We start from the raw sequence: 20823 nt of genomic DNA, 5'->3' as shown, positions 1-20823 counted from the left end.
CCTGGACAACCAGGTTTGGCGGCTTTTTTGTTACCGATTACACTGTTTCGTCTCAAAATCTGTCTGTTGGTGGAGGCTCTGTGCCGGAATTACCTGAAGTTGAAACCACCCGTCAGGGCATCGCGCCTCACTGCGAAGGCCAGACCATCCAGCGGGTAATTGTCCGCAACCCCAGCCTGCGCTGGCCGGTGCCGGCGGATCTGGCCGAGCACCTGGAGGGCAAGACCATCCGTGCCGTGGAGCGCAGGGCGAAATACCTGTTCCTGCACCTGGAGACTGGTTCCGTGATTGTCCATCTGGGCATGTCGGGCAGTCTCAGAGTGATCACCGACGACAGCCCCGCCATGACTCACGATCACGTCGAGCTTGTCCTCGGCAATCATCGCCGCCTGCGCTTCAATGACCCGCGACGCTTCGGCTGTTGGCTGTGGACTACCGACTGGAACCGGCATCCACTGATCAGCGCGCTCGGGCCGGAACCCTTATCCGAAGATTTCAACGGCGCCTGGCTTTTTCGCCTGTCCCGGCAGAAACAGACGCCGGTCAAATCCTTCATTATGGACAATCATGTGGTGGTGGGCGTGGGCAATATCTACGCCAACGAAGCCCTGTTCAAGGCCGGCATTCACCCGAAACGGAAAGCCGGCCGCATCAGCCTGGACCGCTATCACAAGCTGGCCGAGGCCATCCGGGAAACCCTCAGCGCCGCCATACTGATGGGCGGCACCACTCTGCGGGACTTCGTCAACAGCGACGGCAAACCGGGGTATTTCGCCCAGTCGCTACTGGTTTATGGCAAGGCGGGAGCGCCCTGCACCGAATGCAACACCCCGCTGAAAGAGATCCGCATGAACAACCGATCGACGGTTTACTGCCCCCGATGCCAGCGCTGAGATTCCGCAACGGCTCACACTTTTCAACGAAAAACCGTTTGAAATTGAGGCAATATGATTCATAGTTAATGGAGTGCTAGTACCCGGTCGCCGCACGCAGCGCGAACATGCTGGCTCGCAATACAGAGACAGGCGAGCCCTGACCAACCGGGCTGATACGTTCAGGAGAGAATGACATGACCCGCAAGATTTCCCGCACCCTGGTAGCCACCGTCGCAGCCTGCCTGCTGGCATTCTCATCGCTCGGCCATGCCCGTGCCGTGGACGAAAGCCCGTCTGCGCTGGCCATGACCGCCGATGCGGTGTTGCTGCGCCCGGCGCTGCTGGCCACAACCATTATTGGTAGTGCTGTGTACCTGGTATCCCTGCCATTCTCGGCGCTTGGCGGCAATGCCGGTGAAGCCGGTGAAGTGCTGGTGGTTGGCCCGGCTAAGGCCACCTTCGTGCGCTGCCTGGGCTGCACCCGCACCGGTCGCAAGTCAGAAACGGTGGAGCAGTCCGACAACTGATTTGGCTTACCGATCCGTAAAATCCCGGCTTGCCACTGGCCGGGATCTGAGGCAGCCTGAAGAAAATTCTTCAGGCTGTTTTGTTTATGGTGGACTGGTCAACCCTCGATACCGTGTTCCTCGATATGGACGGGACACTGCTGGATCTGCATTTCGACAACCACTTCTGGCTGGAGCACCTGCCCAGGCGCTATGCCGAACACTTTGACCTGCACCCAACCGAGGCCCGGGACTACCTGATTCCGATGATTATGGCCGAGCGGGGCTCACTGAACTGGTACTGCACCGATTACTGGAGCGAACGCCTTGCCCTGGACATAACCGGCCTTAAGGCAGAAGTTGGCGACCGCATTGGCTACCGCCCCCATGTAACCGACTTCCTGGCCGCACTGCGCCAGGCCGGACTGCGCTCGGTCATCGTCACCAACTGCCATCCGGATCCTCTGGCCCTGAAACTTCAACGGACCGGGCTGGATCAGCATGTTGATGGCATCGTCTCCAGCCACGAACTGGGCAAGCCCAAAGAGGACCCGGTGTTCTGGCAGGACCTTGCCAGCCGCTCCCCCTATCGCCACCAATCTACCCTGATGGTCGACGACAGTTTCCCGGTGCTTGAGAGTGCCCGGGCCGCCGGTATTGGCCAGTGCCTGGCGATTCTGGCGCCCGACAGCCAGCAGCCATCCAAAGACCACCACCCGGACATTCCCGGCATTCATCACTTCGATGAAGTGCTGCCTGCCTTGCGCTCACATACAGCAGTGCCATCCACCCCATGAGGGGGTTATAATGGATTATTGCGGCATGTGCCCGACAGGTGAGGAGATATGACGGCGGCGAACGCAGACGATCAGAAAGTCCGGCTCGATAAATGGCTGTGGGCAGCGCGATTCTATAAAACCCGCTCGCTCGCCAAAGAGGCGATTGAAGGCGGTAAGGTGCACTACAACAGCCAGCGCACCAAGCCCGGCAAGATCGTTGAGACCGGCGCCAAAGTGACCCTGCGCCTGGGCTGGCAGGAAAAGATCGTGATCGTCGACGACATCAGCGACCGACGCCGGGGCGCCCCTGAAGCCCAGAAGCTCTATCACGAAACCGACGACAGCGTGAAACGGCGGGAAGACTTGGCCTGGCAACGCAAGACCATGCAGGCTGCACAGCTGCCCCCGGCTCGAAGGCCGAGCAAGAAAGATCGCCGGGATATACAGCGCTTCCGGGAACAGAATGGTCTGTAACCATTGAATCCCACGTATCTGACAACCCGTATACAACCCCGTTTCAGTAACTCCCAGTAAATCGATACATCAGCTCCAGGAGACACCATGGCATCCCGCGACCAGTTCCAACGTTTTCTCTTTGAACACAGCCAGGTGCGGGGTGCCTGGGTACAGCTGGGCGAGAGTTTCAAGGAAATCACCGGCCAGGCCCCCTACCCGGATTCAGTCCGCGAGCTGCTGGGAGAATCCCTGGTAGCCAGCGTACTGATGAGCAGCACCCTGAAATTCAAAGGCACCCTCTCGCTGCAGGCAGCGGGTGAAGGTGCCCTCAGCACACTCATGGCCGAATGCAGCCATGACCGCCATATCCGTGGCCTGGCCCGCTTTGATGCCGATGCGGTCAGCGGCGAAACCCTGCACGAGTTGCTCGGACAAAGCCGCATGGCCATCACCATCACCCCGGAACAGGGCCAGCGCTACCAGGGCGTGGTGCCACGGGAATCAGAAACCCTGGCCGGCTGCCTGGAAGAGTACTTCGAGCGCTCCGAGCAGATCGCCACCAGCCTGTTCCTGTTCGCCAACGAGGATACCGCTGCCGGCCTGTTACTCCAGCGCCTGCCCGGCCATACCGATGACGACGATGACCTGTGGAACCGGGTGAACCACCTTGCCGCGACGATCGAAGCCGAGGAGCTACTCACCCTGGACAGTGAAGCGCTGCTGCACCGGCTGTTCCACGAGGAAACGGTGCGCCTGTTCGAGCCGGATCCGGTGGCCTTCCGCTGCAGCTGTTCCCGTGAGCGCACCCTGGCCGCGCTGGAAGCCATCGGCAAGGACGAGTGCTACAGCATCCTCGACGAACAGGGCAGCATCAACATGGACTGCCAGTTCTGTCACGCAAACTATCGCTTCAATAGAAATGATATTGATCACCTTTTCACCGGCCATACGTTACACTAAGCCGTCACTGAACTTGCTCGGAAGCCGCCTCTGGCGCGGCTTTCAGGGCAGTCGTTTTTTGTGGGCGTCTCTGGCATAATAGCGCGCCTGAATTGACCCGATTGTTCAGTTTTCCGTCAATTTTCGGGGGGACGGCCTGGGCAATCACGAAGACATCCCGAGGGCGAGGTCGAAGTGAGCAACACTTATAATGATCTGAGTACAGCACGACTGGTCGAGCTGGCATTAGCAAGGAACGAAGGCCAGCTGGCATCCAACGGTTCTCTGGTGGTCACCACCGGTGAGCGTACCGGCCGGTCTCCTATGGACCGCTTTATCGTCGAGGAGCCCAGCACCGCCGACGACATTCACTGGGGTCCGATCAACCGCCCGTTCGATGCTGAAAAGTTCGATGCCCTGTGGGATCGCGTTGAAGCCTACATCGCTGAAAAAGACCGCTTCGTCTCTCACGTTCACGTTGGTTCCGACCCGGAACACTACCTGCCGGTAAAAATGACCACGGAAACCGCGTGGCAGAACCTGTTCGGCCGCAACCTGTTCATTCGCCCGGATAGCTTCAATCCGGCCGACAAGCAGGAATGGCAGATCCTCAACGCCGCCAATTTCGAGTGTGTGCCAGAGCGTGATGGCACCAACTCCAACGGCTGCGTCATCATCAACTTCGCCAAGCGCAAGGTACTGCTGGCCGGCATGCACTACGCAGGCGAAATGAAGAAGGCCATGTTCTCGGTTCAGAACTTCCTGCTGCCCGAGAAAGACGTCCTGCCCATGCACTGTTCAGCCAACGTCAGTGAAACCGGTGAGACCTGCCTGTTCTTCGGTCTGTCCGGCACCGGCAAAACCACCCTGTCTGCAGATCCGCACCGGTTCCTGATCGGTGACGATGAGCACGGCTGGGGCCCGGGTACCGTATTCAATATTGAAGGCGGTTGCTACGCCAAGTGTATCGACCTGAGCCAGAAGAACGAACCGATCATCTGGGACGCCATCCGTTTCGGCGCCATCGTTGAGAACGTGATGATTGATCCGGAGACCCGCGAGCCGGATTACAACGACGTTTCACTGACCGAAAACTCCCGCTGCGCCTATCCGCTCGAGCACGTCGAAAAGCGCGTGATCGAGAACCGTGCCGGTGAGCCCTCGCACATCATCTTCCTGACCTGCGACATGACCGGCGTTCTGCCTCCGGTATCCATCCTGAGTCGTGAAGCTGCAGCTTACCACTTCCTGAGTGGCTACACCGCGCTGGTGGGCTCCACCGAAATGGGCTCATCCTCCAAGCTGAAGTCCACCTTCTCGACCTGCTTTGGTGCGCCGTTCTTCCCGCGCCCGGCCGGCGTCTATGCCGAGCTGCTGATGAAGCGTATCGACGAATTCGGCAGCAAGGTATTTCTGGTCAACACCGGCTGGACCGGTGGCCCCTACGGTGAAGGCAAGCGTTTCAGCATTCCGACCACCCGCGCCATCATTGCCGCCATCCAGAACGGTGATCTGGACGACGTGGAAACTGAGCACCTGGATGCCCTGAACCTGGACGTGCCCAAGCATGTTCCTGGCGTAGACACCGAGCTGCTGAACCCGCGCACCACCTGGGTCAGCCCGGACTACTACGACGGCAAGGCTCAGGAGCTGATTGCCCAGTTCGTGGAAAACTTCAAGAAATTCGACGTGGCCGACGCCATTGTTGAGGCGGGCCCGAAAGCCGGCTAAAGCCGCTTTCCCACTGCCATAAAAAAAGCGCCTTGCGAAAGCTCGGCGCTTTTTTTTGTGTCTTTGGTTTGAGAACACAGACCAGACAGGCCGCCGGGGCGGCCTCGGGCAGAGAAATCAGTTGGCGTAGAACAGCAACGGCACAAAGGCAACCAGTATCAGGGAAATACCCATGGCAATCAGTGGCATGATGATGCGTTCGTGGCGCTGGTAGAAGGTTCCACCTTCCTGCTGGGCCGCCAGCACCTCAGCCTCGCCCACCACCTGGCGGGTGAGCAGATGATTCAGGGCTACAGGCGGGCTCAGGTAGCCAAGCTCGAAGGCTACCAGCGTCACCATCCAGAAATGCACCGGGTGAATACCGCTGGAGTAGGCTATGGTCGCCACCGTTGCGGTTACCAGAATCACCGCCCCGAAGGCGTCCATGATCATCCCCAGAATCACCAGGATCACTACCATCAGCAGCATGGCAGACCAGGGACTGTCGAACGCCTGAGGGAAAGTTTCCATGATGTGGGAGCGCTCGATCACACCACCAATGCTCACCGACAGCCCCAGCAGCAACAAAAGGGCGCCAATCTCAGCGGTGGTATCGTTGGTGGCCCCACGAACGCTGCGCTCCAGCCCCTGGTGATTGATCTCACCGGACGCCCGGCCCCGGCCATTTTTCAGGCTGATATGCTCATATACCAGAATGGCCAGCATGATCACCGGCAGCAACCGGGGTGCCGAAAATTCGTCCATTTTCACATCCAGGGCAAACCGGTAGAACAGCACCACGGCAGCGATCACAATCACATAGGGAATCAGTGGCCGCAAAGCCTGAATGGACGCCGGAAAGGCATCGGCCGCCGGGGCCAGATCAAACTGGCTCTGCCGGTTCACCGTCAGGGCCACCATCGCAAACATGGTGGCGGTCAGCACGAATACCCAGATGCCCCAACCAAACAACTCATCGGTGGTCACTTCCCGGTTCAGGTAGGCAATCACCACCACCAGCAGACACGGCCGCAGCACCACGCCCAGGGAGCCAGACATGGCGGTGGCCGCCAGGGCCAGATGTCGGCGGGCGCCCGCCGCTCTGAGCTCACTGTAGATAACGGCACCGGCAGCAATCACAAAAATACCGGAAGCACCGGTGTAGGCGGTAGGCACCGCCGCCACCAGAACGGCCACCACCGCCAGCATCTCCGGCGGCATACGCCAGGGCCGGAAAATATTGAAAACCAGAGTCGCCAGGCGGGTCTGTTTCAGCATCATGCCCACCCACACGTACAGACCCACATTCAGGAACATGTCGGCCAGTTCCATCATCTTGCCCAGATAGATCCCGATACCGGAGGAATGGCCGATCAGCGCGAAGTAAGTACCTGAAATCAGACACATCACGGTATAGAGCGGAACCGACAGAAACGCCTGATTCAGATTGCCCCCCGGCGCCAGATTGTCGGGCACGCGGAACAGGCGATAGAGGCTCGCCAGCGTCAGGCAGGCAAAGCCGACAATCCAGAAATTGTGTAGCAGCAGCTCCTCACCGGATACGGCGGTGCTGCTGGCCAGGCTGGATTGCCGGAAGATCACTGACGAGCCCAGCAACATGGCGTTGGCAATGGTTTGCAGGGTATAGGAGACGGTGTAGTCCAACCGGGTCTCCATGGCTCGCATGGCAATGTGATGGCGGGTGAGTGTGGCGGTCACCGCACACAGCATCACCAGAATCACCAGAACATAGCGTTGGGCTGTGAGCCCGAACGCGATCAGGTCGGCTACAAAAAGCTCTACCGCCCGATAGGCTTTCACACCGGGAGTCAGTTTGTCCTGCAGGTCTTCGTAACTGGCGTGAGCGGCCCGGCAATCCGCCACCGAGCGCTCTATGGCAAGACGGACTTCCCGGGGGTCTTTTTCATGGGCGCCAAGCAGTGCTGCCATCGGGTCGTCTGCCGGCGCTTGCTCAGCCAGCTCCCGGGCGACCTCTGCCTCAATATCCCGGTCGAGGTCGCACTCCGGTTGTACCGGGTCCATGCGCAGCTTGTAATAACCGCTCCAGAGCTGCTCACCAGCGCGCAACATCTGATTATGAATATCACTGCTGGTGGAGAACAGAACCACAGCCAGCAACAACAGACAGGCCGGCAGCGATGAAAACCACTCCAGACCACTACGACGAAAACCACCCTGGGGCATAACGGCTTACTCGGCTTGATGATGGTTACAACAGGTCGTCCAGATCCATGGTCTCGACCGGTTCACGCTGGTCATCCCAGAAGGCACCGAACTGCCCGATGGGAGTGCGGTGGCCGGTGTTTTCCACCCACAACCGATCCGAAATCGCCACCAGCATATTGGTCGCCATGGCATCCACAAACCGCCATTCCTCGTTGGCGGGATTGGCCTCAAGGGATTCAGCATGGTCCCGGATAACCGACTTCACCAGGGCTTCATCATTCTTGTTCATGGCCGCAATGGCCTGGAACACATGGCCCAGTCGGACGCCAGCTTCCTCACCCTGCTCCGCGGCAATGGCCAGGCGCTCGAAGGCATCTTCACCCTGGGGCTGGGTTCCCGGGATCATGGCCCAGACCGTGGCACGCAGGCCCATGGGGGCGCCCCACCATTTCTTGTTATCCAGACATTGGGTAGCACGGCCCACCACGGAGCCGGTATTGAACGGAACGCCCACCGAGGAAGTGGCCTGGATCTGGGCGTTAAGCGCCTGCAGCCCGGACAGCAAACCGGCCATGTACATGAACTCGTCCATGTCATCGTCGAAATCCGGGCACTCGGTTTCATCCGGGTTGCCATAGTGGCTATTGTGATGCTGCCAGCTTTTCAGATAGCGGCGAGCGGCCAGGGTATGGGCACGCTTCTGGCGAATAAAGGCGTCTTCCGCCGCGGTCGCGTCCATGGCGTACATGGCGGCCAACCCTGCCAGCTCATGCTCCCTGGCCTGCTCTTCCGCACAACTGCCCGAAGACAGGTAGAGCATCACAGCCAGTTGATCCGGCTCGCTGGTTACCCGACCAAACGACATCAACAGCGGCGCGGTAGCCTCGCTCATGGAACAGCCCATGGCCAGATCGTCCGACTCCATGAGGTAGGGGACGGTATGGTTGCGGGAGAAGCCCTTCATGACATCCCCCGTGGTCTTGTAGATCATGTTATTGACCGCCCCGCAGCCGCTCAGCAGGAGACCGGCAGTCAATGCCGCCACCATGCCGCGAAGCCCAGATGATGTTGTCGGGGATCTCCGGAAACCCTTCATACCTTTCAACCTTTTGTTCTTGTGTTTTGTCCAGAAGATGGGGGCGGACTGCACCATTTGTTACAGTCTGTAACCGACGCTCATTATGACGAACTCCGCCCCGGGTTTATGAGACCGATCCCGCAAATGACGCCTCCGGGAACATATCGTTACCGAAGAAGGTTTGCAGATTCAGCCCAAAGCCACTATAGATTGCTTCAGCCTCCGGCCTGGCCGGGGCAATAACCAACAACAATCAGAACGAATAATCAGGAGTATCCGATGCGCAAACCTGAACTTGCTGCTGCCATTGCCGACAAAACCGGGCTTACCCGGGAAAAGGCCGGAGAGGTAATCAACGCGTTTACCGACCAGGTATCGGCGGCTGCCGCGCGGGGAGAGGACGTGACACTGATCGGTTTCGGCACCTTCAATATCCGCAGCCGGGAAGCCCGCAACGGACGCAACCCGCAAACCGGCGCAAGCATCCAGATCCCTGCCAGCAAGACCGTGGGTTTCAAGGCCGGCAAGGCCCTGAAAGACGCCATCCGCTGATCACCTGCGGCCCGCTCTGTATGCGGGCCGCTCAGTGCCTCAGGAGGCGCACTCCGAACGGGAGCCATCCACCCGACAGCGAATCGCCTTCATCAACTTGATGGCGCGCTCGTCATAGACCCCGTCCTCCAACAGTGAAAGACGAACCTGGCGCAGCATCTTGTCGTACTCGGCCACATCTTCCCGGGGCGGGTGCATCCAAACCTCGGCAGGAATCCCGGACTCCGCTTCCGCAATGATCTCGTAGGCCTGATCAATCCGCTTGATGGACTCATCCCGAACCATCTGGCCGGCGTCTTCCGGGAAACGGTCGCGATGAATAATGACCTGGAAGTTCATGTACGCCAGGGCATACTTGAACACCCCACCCTTGGAATTAACACCCTTATAGAGTTCCAGAGGCTGATAGGCCACGGCTGGTGCATAGGCCAGGTCGACACTGCCATTATTGAACTTGCCGGCAAAGTTGGCGGAGTTGGAGCCAACCACCGATGCGCCGACATGACGGACCATGCGCACCGAGGCCGAGTCGTAATCCAGCGTTGCAATGCGTTTGCCCTGGAGTTTCTCGACCGAATCAATGGCCCGGTCGCGGGTATACAGGTAAATGGCCCCGGCAGGAAAGACACCGGCTACCTCATAGGGCCCGTCAACCAGGAACGGCCGGGCCTTGGGCTGGCTCAGGGTGTTGTACAACAGGCGCATTTCTTCTTCACCCGGCACTGCCCCCATGGCTTCGAGGCTACCGGTAAACTTGTTGAATTCCCGGGCACGGGTGCCGGTCAGCAACACGGCATCGCACTGACCGGCCTTGAAGTCTTCGGCCGCTACTTTTTCATCGGTGTAGGCACGCAGTTCCAGCTTGATGCCTCGCTTGAGGGCCACCGGCTGGAACTCCTTGGTAATGGCAAACAGCGGGCCATTGGCACCAACCGGGTCAAACACACAGAAACTGCGCTCAAGGATTTCATCCTGGGCCTGAACCAGGGAGGGTGCCACCACGCTGGCACACAGGACGGCCGCCATGGCGAGCCGGCGGGAAAAGCGGATTGATTTCACGGGATGACTCCTGAGTTTTTATTGTCGGGCCGGTCACATCCGGGTGACTGGCTCTCGTATTCTATGACCTGACCGTAGAGGGTCAGGTCATAGAATACGTTGGCTCAGGTGCCTGCCATCAAGGGTTTTTCAGCAAAACCGGCGAGTTCTGTGATGATGTCGACAGAGGCGGAGCCACCTCTGCCTCATTTTTCAAAGTGGCGTTCCGGGAGCCTGCCAGGCGGTGCGACCTGCCACCAGGGTGAGTTTCACCTCCCCTGGCAGGGCTCGTTCCAGAACCGGAGCGTGCCGCCCAGCCGACAGCAGCGTTGCTGCGGAAGGCTGCCAGTGGCCATCCGGGTCAAACAGACAAAGATCAGCAGCAGCCCCGGCCGTCAGAGCCACTTCCCGGCCCAGGACAGCCGCCGGGCCAGCGGTCAGTGCCCGCAGCAAATCCGGCAATTCCAACTCATGATTCTGTACCAGCTCCAGACCCAGGGACAGCACGCTTTCGATGCTCGACAGCCCGGGCTCGGTCGCGGGCAGCGGGGCCTGCTTGGCCGCGGAATCATGGGGCTGATGCTGACTCACAATTGCATCGATAACGCCGTCCCGCACACCGGCCACCAGCGCCTGACGGTCGGCTTCTCCGCGCAGGGGAGGCCGGACATGAAAACGACTGTCGAAGCCGGCCAGGGCCGACTCGGTGAAGACCAACTGGTGCATGGCAACATCGGCGGTAACCTTCACGCCGCGATCCCGGGCCTGGGCCAGCATCTCGACGCTGCGGGCGCAGGACAGCTGGCTCAGGTGCAGGCGCACCCCGGTCTCTTCCGCCAGCAGTAGCATTTCCATAACCGCGGCCGTTTCGGCCACCTCGGGAATACCCAGCAGCCCCAGACGCGTGGTGACCTGGCCATCATGGGCGTAGCCATCGGCCGCCAGTGCCGTATTTTCCGGACTGAACATCACGGTCAGTCCGAAGGTCTGGGCATAGGCCATACACCGGCGCAGAATGCGGGCATTGCGCACGCCCCGGGAACCATTGCCGACCGCCACGCAACCGGCTGCTTTCAGGCCGGCCATATCACTGAGCATATCGCCATCAAGGCCACGGGTGATGGCACCGATCGGCAGCACCCGAACCACACCTCGGGAGGCCACGCTGTCGAGAATCAGATTGGTCACGGCACCGGAATCATTGACCGGCGAGGTTTCCGGCGAGGCACAGACCGTGGTGAAACCACCATGGGCGGCGGCTCGTGTTTCCGAGGCAATATTGCCCTTCTGGCCATTGCCCGGCTCCCGGAGATTACAGCACAGGTCGATAAAACCGGGCGCGATCACCTGCCCGGCGGCGTCCAGTGTTGCGGCGCTCTCGGCTGCCTGGGCCTGCTCTCCAACCGCCTCTATGCGACCATTGCGCACCAACAAGCCCGGGTTACTGATCAACCCCTTGCCCGGCTCAAACAACTGCCCGCCGGTCAGTTTCAGGCCGCCCTCATTCCAGTTCGCTGACGCTGTCATGCCCGGCCCTCCTGCTGTCTTTGCTGACGCTCCGCCATCTGACCACCCATGGCCATGGACATCACCGCCATCCGGATAGCAATACCATTGGTGACCTGGTTAAGAATGACCGACTGGGGGCCATCGGCCACCGCTGACTCGATCTCGACCCCGCGGTTGATCGGGCCCGGATGCATAACGATGCAATCGGGCTTTGCCAGCCCCAGCTTTTCCTGATTCAGCCCGTACAGACGGTAAAACTCACGTTCACTGGGTAGCAGGGCACCTTCCATGCGCTCCTTCTGAAGCCTCAGCATGATCACCACATCCAGGTCTTTCATGCCCCGGGCCATATCGTATTCCACGGTACAGCCAAGATCCTCGACATCTCTGGGCAGCAGCGTGCCGGGAGCAATCACCCGCACCTCTTCCGCGCCCAGCACATTCAAAGCACGAATCTGCGAGCGCGCCACCCGGGAGTGCAGCACATCCCCGACAATGGCAACTTTCAGGCCTTCGAATCGGCCCTTGTGCTGACGGATGGTCAGCATGTCCAGCATCGCCTGGGTGGGATGGGCGTGGCGGCCGTCACCGGCATTGATGATGGCAACGCCCGGGGTCACACTCTCGGCTATGAAATGCGGCGCGCCGCTCTGGGAATGACGCACTACGAACATATCCGAAGCCATGGCCTCCAGATTAAGCAGGGTATCGGACAGGGATTCACCCTTGGAGGTAGCTGAGGTAGAAATATCCAGGTTCAGGACGTCGGCAGACAGGCGCTTGGCCGCGAGTTCGAACGTACTCCTGGTCCGGGTACTGGATTCAAAGAACAGGTTGACTACGGTGCGGCCTCTGAGAAGGGGCACTTTCTTGATACTTCTCTCTCCCACCTCAATAAAGGAGTCGGCGGTGTCGAGAATATCCGTGAGCAGTGGCTGGCCCAGGCCATCCAGCGTCAGGAAATGCCGCAACTGACCATCCCGGGTCAGCTGCAAGTGGTTCGGGGAAGGGTCGTTCGCGGTCATGGCTCGCCTGTTATCAGTTGGGAAGGTTTACTGCCCGGATTCCTGTACTTCAATGCGCAGTGGCTCGGGGCCACGCAGTTTCACTCGTTGATGGGCTTCCAGCGTCAGGGCCCGTCCCACCACATCCGGCTGGATTGGTAGTTCCCTGGCGCCCATATCGATCAGCGTGGCCAGTATGATACTGGCCGGACGGCCGTAGTCGAATATTTCGTTCATGGCAGCCCGGATCGTCCGGCCACTCATGATCACGTCGTCGATCAGGATGATGTCCCGGCCTTCGGTATCAAACGGCAGACTGGACGGCATCACCCGGGGGTTCAGACCAATGCGACTGAAGTCATCCCGGTAGAACGAGATGTCCAGCTCGCCGAAAGGCTGGGCAATACCCAGGCGCTTCCCCAACACATCCGCCAGCCAGACACCGCCGGTCCGGATTCCGATCAGCACCGGGTCATCTACGCCACGCGCCTGGAGAATCTGACGCAGGCCGGATTCCAAAGTGTCGAGCAGCTGGTCTATATCAAGCAATGCGGTCATTACAGCCTCGTTTATCAGATCAGCCGGCCTGCTCCCGGCACCAGGTTTCCAGTATCAGCACGGCGGCACGGTCATCGACGCCGTGGCGGCCGAAATCGCGGCTGCCACCACCGGCCATCACCTCGCCCTTGGCTTCGTAGCTGGTGAGTCGTTCGTCCACCATTTCGACCGTGACATGGTAGCGGCCGTGCAAACGCTTGCCGAACTTGCGGGCCCGCGCGCACATCTCATTTTCGGTGTCATCCATATTCAGAGGCAGGCCGACCAGGACAATATCCGGCTGCCAGTCCGCCAGCAGCGCCTCGATCTGCTGCCAGTCGGGGATCCCGTCCCTGGCCGGAAGCATGGCCAGGGGCTGGCCGGTTCCGAGCATTTCCTGCCCTGATGCCACCCCGATACGCCGGGTGCCGAAATCAAAGGCCAGTAGTCGACGGTTACCGGGATCAGGCATGACCCACCGAATCACTGAGCTGGTTCAGATCAATGCCCATCAGGCGGAGTACCGCCTGGTAACGTTGGTCTGCCGGCGTACGGAACAGAATGTCGGTGCTGGCCGGGCAGGTCAACCAGGCATTGCTGCCCAGCTCTTCCTCCAGCTGACCCTCGCCCCAGCCAGAGTAACCCAGTGCCACCAGAAACGATTCCGGCCCCTCATCCCGGCCAATGCTTTCCAGAATATCCCGGGAGGTGGTCAACAGCACTTCGTCGGTGACTCGCGCGGTATTCTGCCACTGCCGGCCCGGCGAGTGCAGAACAAAGCCGCGCTCTGGCTGAACCGGCCCGCCGGTGTATACCGGCAAGTCCAGTTCCCCGCCGTGCATGTCGAGCTGCTCGAGGATCTCACCCAGGTGGATATCCAGCGGCTGATTGATCATCAGCCCCAGCGCGCCCTCCTCCGAGTGTTCGCAAAGGTAGATCACCCCACCGTGAAAGCGGGGATCAGCCAACCAGGGCGAAGCCACCAGGAAGTGGTGCCTGAGACTGCCTGTGGTGTCGTGTTCGGCCGTCATCCTGATGTAAGCCCCCGTCTCTGAAATGACCAGGTGCGTATGATTTCCAGTTCGTCCACGTCCTGACGCATTTCCTCCGGGAAAGGCGCAAACGGAGCGGCCATACGCACAATTCGGATTGCGGCATCATCCAGCACCGTGCTGCCGGAGGACTGGAGGATTGCCACTTCCTTGATTGTGCCATCTTTCTTCAGCGAAACCAGCATGCGCAGGGTGCCGTAGATGCCTGCCTGCCTGGCTTCGGTGGGATAGTTGATGTTGCCCACCCGGGTCACCTTGCTCACCCAGTTCTGCACATACCAGGCGTTGCTGGACTTCAGGGTCGAGGCTGCCGTTACCCGCATTACCCGGGGTTTGCGGGCATAGGCCCGCTGCTGTGCGTCAAACCGCGCCTCCAGGCTGGCAATCTCCAGGCTGCGCTCCATCAGGCTCTTTTTCTCGCTCTGGGGCAAGGGCTCTTCCTGGGGCTCGGTTCGCTCCTCGGGCCTTGACGCCTGGCGCTCGGTGCGAGTCTCGGTCTGGACGACCGCCCGCTCCTGTTGAGGCTGAGGCCGGGTGGTGGTCTGTGGCTCGGGTTGCACCTGGGCCAGCTCCGGCTGACTGATCTCGGACGGATTGGGCGAGGTCATTTCCATGGCCTGCTCTTCCGAGCCACTGCCCTGTTGACTGGTCTGGGCCAGAAAATCGGCTTTCTCCGGCGCCTGCTCATCGTCGAACTGGGACAGGGTAATTTCCATGGTCTGAGCCGAAGACCGGGGCGATTCCGGGGCAAAGGTAATCCCCAACACCAACATGGCATGAACGGCCAATGCCATAAACAGGGTGAAGGAAAACCGATCGAAATCGCTAACCTGGGTTGCCATGACGGTTCCTGAGTCTCCTTGTGCGCTCAAAATCTGTGATCGGTCTTCAGTCTCTGGCCAGACGTCGCTCGATGGCGTCCATCAGCATGCCGGCAATGTCGATGCCAAACGCCGCATCCAGCTCACGAATGCAGGTGGGGCTGGTGACGTTGATTTCCGTGAGATAGTCACCAATGACATCAAGCCCCACGAACATCAGACCCTTTTCCTTGATCACCGGCGCTACCCGGGCACAGATCTGACGGTCACGCTCGGTCAGCTCCCGGCCCTCACCACGACCTCCGGCGGCCAGGTTGCCGCGATTCTCACCGTGTGACGGAATGCGTGCAAGGGCATAGGGTACCGGCTCGCCCTCAATCAGCAGAATACGCTTGTCACCTTCGGTGATTTCGGGGATGAATTTCTGGGCCATGGCCTGATGGCTGCCGTAATTGGTGAGGGTTTCGATGATGACCCCGAGATTGGCATCGTTTTCCTTGACCCGGAATATCGAGCGGCCACCCATGCCGTCCACTGGTTTCATGATGATGTCACCATGTTCGGCATAGAATTCCCGGAAACGCTGGGCAGAGCGGGTCACGATGAGCGGGGGTGTCAGATCTTCAAACTGGGTGGCAAACAGTTTTTCGTTGCAGTCCCGCAGGGTGGCCGCCGGGTTGACCACCAGAGCGCCCTGCTGCTCCGCCGATTCCAGTATATAGGTGGCCATCAGGAATTCCCGGTCCACCGGTGGGTCCTGCCGCATCAGAATCACGTCGAGGTCACCCAGCGCACGATCCTGACTGGCGCCGAAGCTGTACCAGTTGTCCGGATCCATGTGCACAGTCAGCCCACGGGTGTGAGCCCGGGCCTGGCCGCCCGCAAGATAGAGATCCGGCAGTTCCATGTACTCGATTTCCCAGCCACGTTTCTGGGCGGCATGCAGCATGGCCAGAGAACTGTCTTTCTTGAAGTGAATATCCTGAATGGGATCCATCACGATCCCCAGCCGGATTGTCATAGCGTCTCCTGGAACTGTCGGTAAGAAAACACGAACCGGTCAGCAGAGCGAACCGGTTATTAAGTGCTATGCTGAGAGGTCAGATGGTATTGTACCCGAGCCGCGAATGCATCCGGAGAAATCCGCAGATAAATCCGTGATGGCAGCGGCAGAAGTACATTTGGTCACAAACTAATACTTTTTATCCAGCCATGGATACTCTATAAATGAGCGGGGTTTATAGAACAACCTTAACGTTTGTGTTAAAACCCCCGTTCGAAAATAACGACAGTCGCTAGAGCGCAAGGCAGTTGGACAATGGATGACAACTTCGAGAACCTGAAGATCATGGTGATTGACGACAGCAAGACCATTCGTCGCACCGCGGAAACCCTTCTTAAAAAGGTTGGCTGTGAGGTTATCACTGCCACAGACGGCTTTGACGCTCTGGCCAAGATTGCCGACTCCCAGCCGGACATCATTTTTGTCGATATCATGATGCCCCGCCTGGACGGCTACCAGACCTGCGCACTGATCAAGAACAATTCCTCTTTTAAAAAGACGCCGGTTATCATGCTTTCGAGCAAGGACGGCCTGTTCGACAAGGCAAAAGGCCGAATCGTAGGCTCGGACCAGTATCTGACCAAACCGTTCAGCAAGGATGAGTTGCTTAACACCATCCGCCAATACATGCCTCAGGCGGAACAGTAACCCCTGCTGACACACAGAACCATCGAGGAAACCATGGCCCGCATTCTGATTGTTGACGACTCGCCAACTGAAGTTAAGAAGATTTCCACCATTCTGGAAAAACACAAGCACGAAGTGCTGACCGCAGATAATGGCGCCGATGGTGTGGCCAAGGCCCGCGCGGAAACTCCGGATCTGGTGCTGATGGATGTTGTCATGCCCGGCCTGAACGGCTTTCAGGCGACCCGCCAGCTGACCCGTGCGCCGGAAACCGCTTCCATCCCGGTTGTGATCGTAACCACCAAGGATCAGGAAACTGACCGGGTGTGGGGAACCCGCCAGGGTGCCAAGGGTTATCTGGTCAAGCCAGTTAACGAAGACGACCTGATCAAAACAATCAACAGCCTGATTGCCTGATCCCCAACCTTGGAGTACGCATGTCCGCCCAGGCCGCCCCTTTTGCCGTTCTGACGGATATCGCCCAGCGCAGCCGGTCCATGGCCGCCGGTCTGCCGGAACAACAGGAAGCCGTTGAACTCTGGAACGGCATCGGTTTTATTCTCTCGGGCGAGCGCTACGTTGCCCCCATGGGCGAAGTTACCGAAATCCTGCATGTACCCCGGTTCACCCATGTTCCGGGGGTTCGGTCGTTCCTGATGGGAGCGGCCAATGTTCGCGGCCGCCTGTTACCCCTGGTCGATCTCGCCACCTTTTTCGATGTGCCCCGCTCTTCCCGCAGCCTGCGTGAACGGCGGGTTCTGGTGGTTGAGCAGGGCGACGTATTCAGTGGCCTGGTCGTCGACAGCGTACTGGGCATGCAGTACTTCGCCAAAGACAGTTTCAGGGCCACCCCCGACGGGGTGCCCGACAGCGTTCGTCCGTTTGTGAGCGGCGGTTACGAGCGTAATGAGGAGGTCTGGAAAGTGTTCTCAGCCACCGATCTGGTGGAAGACGAACGCTTTCTTGATGTTGCACAGTGGTAAGGGTGATGGTACTGGCAGGAACATCACCCTGACCGTCTGAAACCCGCTACACATACTTGCCATTTCCAGAAGAAAGAGGCCGGGAGCCAGAAAATGAAAAACAGAGCCGGAAGACTCAGTATGGGACAGGGAGGCAACAAACTGGTTGCCGGCCTGATCGCAGCGCTGATTGCACTTACCGTCCTGCTCGTTGTGGTACTGTTCATCATTAACCAGGACAGTCAGCACGACCAGCAGTACATCGCCAACACCGCGGAAATGCGGGTACTCTCCCAGGAGATCGCGAAGAACGCGACCGAGGCCGCCGGTGGTACCGCCGAAGCCTTCGACCAACTCCGTCGTTCGCGGGATGAGTTCCAGCAGCTCTGGACCAACGTGACCGAGGGCAACCCGGAAACCGGCCTCCCGCCCAGTGAACTGGCCCAGCAAAGTGGCGTACAGGAACACTGGAACACCGTTCGTGAAAACGCCGACAGCATCCTCTCCACCCGTGATGCAGTACTCGGCCTGCACGAAGTAGCCCGGACCCTGAACGAAACCATTCCCCAGCTGCAGGTGGAATACGACGACATCGTTCAGATTCTGCTGGATAACGGTGCACCTGCCGAACAGATCTCTCTGGCCCAGCGTCAGTCGCTGCTGGCAGAGCGTATTGTCCGCTCCGTTAACAACGTACTGTCCGGTGACGAAGACGCCGTTATCGCGGCCGACCGTTTCGGCCGGGACGCCAGCCTGTTCGGCCGGGTTCTTGACGGCCAGCTCAACGGCAATCCCGCCATGGGCATCTCCCGCGTAGCGGACGAAGACGCCATCTATGGCCTGGAAGCGGTTGACGAGCTGTTCCAGTTCGTTTCCCAGAACGTAGACGCGATCCTTGAAGCCTCTCCCGACCTCTTCAAGGTTCGTACCGCCGCAAGTGACATCTTCCAGAACTCCGAGAACCTGCTGGCCGAACTGTCGACTCTGGCCGACAACTTCGCTACCCAGTCCAGTTCCCGTCTGATCAGCCCGACCCTGGCCTTCGCCATCCTGGCCGCCATGGTTGCGATTGTTGTCTTTATCGGTCTTGCCCTGTACCGCGACGCCCAGGAGCGTCTGGCCACCACCCAGGAGCAGAACGAACAGAACCAGAACGCGATCCTGCGACTGCTGGACGAACTGGCCGACCTGGCCGATGGTGACCTGACCACAGAGGCCACGGTAACCGAGGACTTCACCGGTGCCATCGCCGACTCCATCAACTACGCGATCGACCAGATGCGCGGCCTGGTACAGGCCATTCGTGGTACTGCGGTACGAGTAGCTTCCGCCGCCCAGGAAACTCAGGCCACGGCCATGCACCTCGCCGATGCATCCGAGCACCAGGCCCAGGAAATTGCCGGCGCCTCTGCCGCGGTTAACGAGATGGCCGTGTCCATCGACCAGGTATCCTCGAACGCCGCCGAATCCTCCGCGGTTGCGGAGCGGTCGGTTGCGATCGCGAAGAAAGGCGCAGAAGTGGTACAGAACACCATTCGCGGCATGGATAACATCCGGGAGCAGATCCAGGAAACGTCCAAGCGGATCAAGCGTCTGGGTGAATCCTCCCAGGAAATCGGTGACATCGTATCCCTGATCAACGACATTGCCGACCAGACCAACATCCTGTCCCTGAACGCGGCAATCCAGGCCTCCATGGCCGGTGACGCGGGCCGGGGCTTCGCGGTGGTTGCGGACGAAGTTCAGCGCCTGGCGGAACGTTCCTCTGCAGCAACCAAGCAGATCGAAGCCCTGGTTAAGACGATCCAGTCGGATACCAACGAAGCGGTTATCTCCATGGAACACACCACCGCCGAGGTGGTCCGTGGTGCCCGACTGGCCCAGGACGCGGGTATCGCCCTCGAGGAAATCGAGAACGTATCCATGTCCCTCGCGGAGTTGATCCAGAACATCTCCAACGCCGCCCGTCAGCAGTCGTCCTCTGCGGCGCACATTTCCAACACCATGAACGTTATCCAGGAAATCACCTCCCAGACTTCCTCCGGTACCAACGCTACCGCGAAGTCTATCGGTAACCTGGCAGAAATGGCCTCCGAGCTGCGGTCCTCCGTTGCCGGCTTCACCCTGCCGGATGAGGAAATGGCCAATCAGGAAGAAGAGGAAAACAGCGACGTACCGGTGGTCAGCTGATCACCGGCCCGGGGCAGATGACGGTCTATGGCGCATACGCATAACCAACTGTCACCCGCCGAAGGCATCTGGTCACTGCGCCGTCTTCCGGATATGGACGACGCGCAGTTCAGCCAGTGGCAGACCTTGCTGGAGCACCGCACCGGCATAACCCTGACCACCGAACGGCGCTCGTTTCTGGAAACCAATCTTGGCATCCGGATGCGCGAAATCGGTTGCAGCAGCTACCAGGCCTATTACGAGAAAATCGTATCCGGCCCGGATGCTGTCAGGGAGTGGGCCACACTGGTAGACCGGCTCACTGTTCAGGAAACCCGGTTTTTCCGGGACCCGGACGCCTTCCGGCTGGTGGCGGATTATGTGCTTACCCGTCCCCGGGAACAGTTCAGGAAGCGGGCCCTGGAGGCCTGGAGTGTTGGCTGCTCCACCGGCGAGGAGCCTTACACGCTCGCGATGATCCTGAACGAGGGCATGGCTCAGTTGGGCGTGCAACCGCTCTTCGGCGTAACCGGCTCGGACATCAGTCAGCCGGCCATCGAAAAAGCACGCCAGGGCCGGTTTAATGCCCGCAAGTTGCTGGGAATGGAAGAAGACCTGAAAGCCAGGTATTTCCGGCCCTCGGAGCGGAATACCGTAGAAATTGTGAACAGCATCCGTGACCGGGTGTGCTTTACCAGGCTCAATGTTCTGGATCTGGATAAAGCACCCATGCACGGGATGAACATTATCTTCTGCCAGAACCTGCTGATCTACTTCCGTCGCTGGCGCCGACGGGAGATCGTCAAACGGCTCGCAGAGCGTCTGGCACCGGGGGGGTTACTGGTGCTTGGCCAGGGTGAACTGACCGACTGGCAGCCACCGGGCCTGCAGAGGGTTCCCTCGGAACATGTACTGGCGTGGATCAAGCGCCAGTCCGACGAAGAATAACCGGAGTGGTT

22 protein-coding genes are annotated in these 20823 nt (G+C 59.5%); 12 read left to right on the top strand and 10 right to left on the bottom strand.

Annotated features, from left to right (window positions below):
* The first annotated feature begins 80 nt into the window (after positions 1-80).
* The 6 genes from mutM (at position 81) to ACSSVV_RS13015 (ending at position 5286) form a co-directional block, all read left to right on the top strand.
* Positions 81-893 carry a bifunctional DNA-formamidopyrimidine glycosylase/DNA-(apurinic or apyrimidinic site) lyase gene (gene mutM, locus ACSSVV_RS13040; protein ID WP_011787153.1) on the top strand — a complete coding sequence of 271 codons (813 nt, stop codon included), beginning with the start codon at positions 81-83 and terminating at the stop codon, positions 891-893.
* Positions 894-1069: 176 nt separating this feature from the next.
* Positions 1070-1402 carry a hypothetical protein gene (locus ACSSVV_RS13035; RefSeq protein WP_011787154.1) on the top strand — a complete coding sequence of 111 codons (333 nt, stop codon included), beginning with the start codon at positions 1070-1072 and terminating at the stop codon, positions 1400-1402.
* A gap of 86 nt (positions 1403-1488) precedes the next feature.
* Positions 1489-2178, top strand: coding sequence for a GMP/IMP nucleotidase (gene yrfG, locus ACSSVV_RS13030; protein WP_011787155.1), 690 nt, complete (start codon positions 1489-1491; stop codon positions 2176-2178).
* A gap of 48 nt (positions 2179-2226) precedes the next feature.
* Positions 2227-2634: a ribosome-associated heat shock protein Hsp15 gene (gene hslR / locus ACSSVV_RS13025; protein WP_011787156.1), complete on the top strand. Its 408-nt coding sequence runs from the start codon at positions 2227-2229 to the stop codon at positions 2632-2634.
* An 87-nt stretch (positions 2635-2721) separates the two neighbouring features.
* Entirely contained in the window at positions 2722-3576 is an 855-nt protein-coding gene (hslO, locus tag ACSSVV_RS13020) for an Hsp33 family molecular chaperone HslO (protein ID WP_011787157.1), read from the top strand.
* A gap of 174 nt (positions 3577-3750) precedes the next feature.
* Positions 3751-5286, top strand: a complete 1536-nt coding sequence (locus tag ACSSVV_RS13015) for a phosphoenolpyruvate carboxykinase (protein WP_011787158.1) — start codon at positions 3751-3753, stop codon at positions 5284-5286.
* Between the two features lie 117 nt (positions 5287-5403).
* Here ACSSVV_RS13015 and ACSSVV_RS13010 read toward each other — a convergent pair whose 3' ends face one another.
* Together ACSSVV_RS13010 and ACSSVV_RS13005 are read right to left on the bottom strand one after the other, a co-directional pair.
* Positions 5404-7470, bottom strand: coding sequence for a TRAP transporter large permease subunit (locus ACSSVV_RS13010; protein WP_454106359.1), 2067 nt, complete (start codon positions 7468-7470; stop codon positions 5404-5406).
* A gap of 25 nt (positions 7471-7495) precedes the next feature.
* Entirely contained in the window at positions 7496-8548 is a 1053-nt protein-coding gene (locus ACSSVV_RS13005; protein WP_011787160.1) for a hypothetical protein, read from the bottom strand.
* 261 nt (positions 8549-8809) lie between these two features.
* On the opposite strand from ACSSVV_RS13005, the gene ACSSVV_RS13000 reads away from it, so the two are divergent.
* Complete coding sequence (locus ACSSVV_RS13000) at positions 8810-9082, top strand: HU family DNA-binding protein (protein WP_011787161.1); 273 nt, start codon at positions 8810-8812, stop codon at positions 9080-9082.
* A gap of 39 nt (positions 9083-9121) precedes the next feature.
* Here ACSSVV_RS13000 and ACSSVV_RS12995 read toward each other — a convergent pair whose 3' ends face one another.
* From ACSSVV_RS12995 to gshB, 8 genes are all read right to left on the bottom strand, one after another.
* On the bottom strand, positions 9122-10141 hold the full coding sequence (locus ACSSVV_RS12995) for a putative solute-binding protein (protein ID WP_011787162.1): 1020 nt from the start codon (positions 10139-10141) through the stop codon (positions 9122-9124).
* 192 nt (positions 10142-10333) lie between these two features.
* Complete coding sequence (locus tag ACSSVV_RS12990; protein WP_011787163.1) at positions 10334-11647, bottom strand: dihydroorotase; 1314 nt, start codon at positions 11645-11647, stop codon at positions 10334-10336.
* Complete coding sequence (locus ACSSVV_RS12985; RefSeq protein ID WP_011787164.1) at positions 11644-12654, bottom strand: aspartate carbamoyltransferase catalytic subunit; 1011 nt, start codon at positions 12652-12654, stop codon at positions 11644-11646. Before ACSSVV_RS12985 ends, ACSSVV_RS12990 begins: the two co-directional genes overlap by 4 nt.
* 27 nt (positions 12655-12681) lie before the next feature.
* On the bottom strand, positions 12682-13191 hold the full coding sequence (gene pyrR / locus ACSSVV_RS12980) for a bifunctional pyr operon transcriptional regulator/uracil phosphoribosyltransferase PyrR (RefSeq protein ID WP_011787165.1): 510 nt from the start codon (positions 13189-13191) through the stop codon (positions 12682-12684).
* A 19-nt stretch (positions 13192-13210) separates the two neighbouring features.
* Positions 13211-13642: a Holliday junction resolvase RuvX gene (gene ruvX, locus ACSSVV_RS12975; protein WP_011787166.1), complete on the bottom strand. Its 432-nt coding sequence runs from the start codon at positions 13640-13642 to the stop codon at positions 13211-13213.
* A complete protein-coding gene (locus tag ACSSVV_RS12970; protein ID WP_011787167.1) occupies positions 13635-14201 on the bottom strand; it encodes a YqgE/AlgH family protein in 567 nt (188 codons plus the stop codon). The genes ruvX and ACSSVV_RS12970 overlap by 8 nt, the downstream gene beginning before the upstream one ends.
* Positions 14198-15064 (bottom strand): energy transducer TonB, encoded by an 867-nt coding sequence (locus tag ACSSVV_RS12965; protein WP_222198114.1) that lies wholly within the window; start codon positions 15062-15064, stop codon positions 14198-14200. Before ACSSVV_RS12965 ends, ACSSVV_RS12970 begins: the two co-directional genes overlap by 4 nt.
* 46 nt (positions 15065-15110) lie before the next feature.
* Entirely contained in the window at positions 15111-16064 is a 954-nt protein-coding gene (gene gshB, locus ACSSVV_RS12960) for a glutathione synthase (RefSeq protein WP_011787169.1), read from the bottom strand.
* Between the two features lie 297 nt (positions 16065-16361).
* Here gshB and pilG point away from each other — a divergent pair, with 297 nt between their 5' ends.
* The 5 genes from pilG (at position 16362) to ACSSVV_RS12935 (ending at position 20812) form a co-directional block, all read left to right on the top strand.
* Complete coding sequence (gene pilG / locus ACSSVV_RS12955) at positions 16362-16754, top strand: twitching motility response regulator PilG (RefSeq protein ID WP_011787170.1); 393 nt, start codon at positions 16362-16364, stop codon at positions 16752-16754.
* Positions 16755-16787: 33 nt separating this feature from the next.
* Entirely contained in the window at positions 16788-17150 is a 363-nt protein-coding gene (gene pilH, locus ACSSVV_RS12950) for a twitching motility response regulator PilH (RefSeq protein ID WP_011787171.1), read from the top strand.
* 20 nt (positions 17151-17170) lie between these two features.
* A complete protein-coding gene (locus tag ACSSVV_RS12945; protein WP_011787172.1) occupies positions 17171-17716 on the top strand; it encodes a chemotaxis protein CheW in 546 nt (181 codons plus the stop codon).
* A 93-nt stretch (positions 17717-17809) separates the two neighbouring features.
* Positions 17810-19885, top strand: a complete 2076-nt coding sequence (locus tag ACSSVV_RS12940; RefSeq protein ID WP_011787173.1) for a methyl-accepting chemotaxis protein — start codon at positions 17810-17812, stop codon at positions 19883-19885.
* A gap of 27 nt (positions 19886-19912) precedes the next feature.
* Positions 19913-20812: a CheR family methyltransferase gene (locus tag ACSSVV_RS12935; RefSeq protein WP_011787174.1), complete on the top strand. Its 900-nt coding sequence runs from the start codon at positions 19913-19915 to the stop codon at positions 20810-20812.
* Positions 20813-20823 lie beyond the last annotated feature (11 nt).

The organism is Marinobacter sp. MBR-105, from assembly GCF_053628895.1.
Note: the sequence above shows the minus strand (reverse complement) of the source record. Positions and strands in the feature narration are given on the sequence as shown.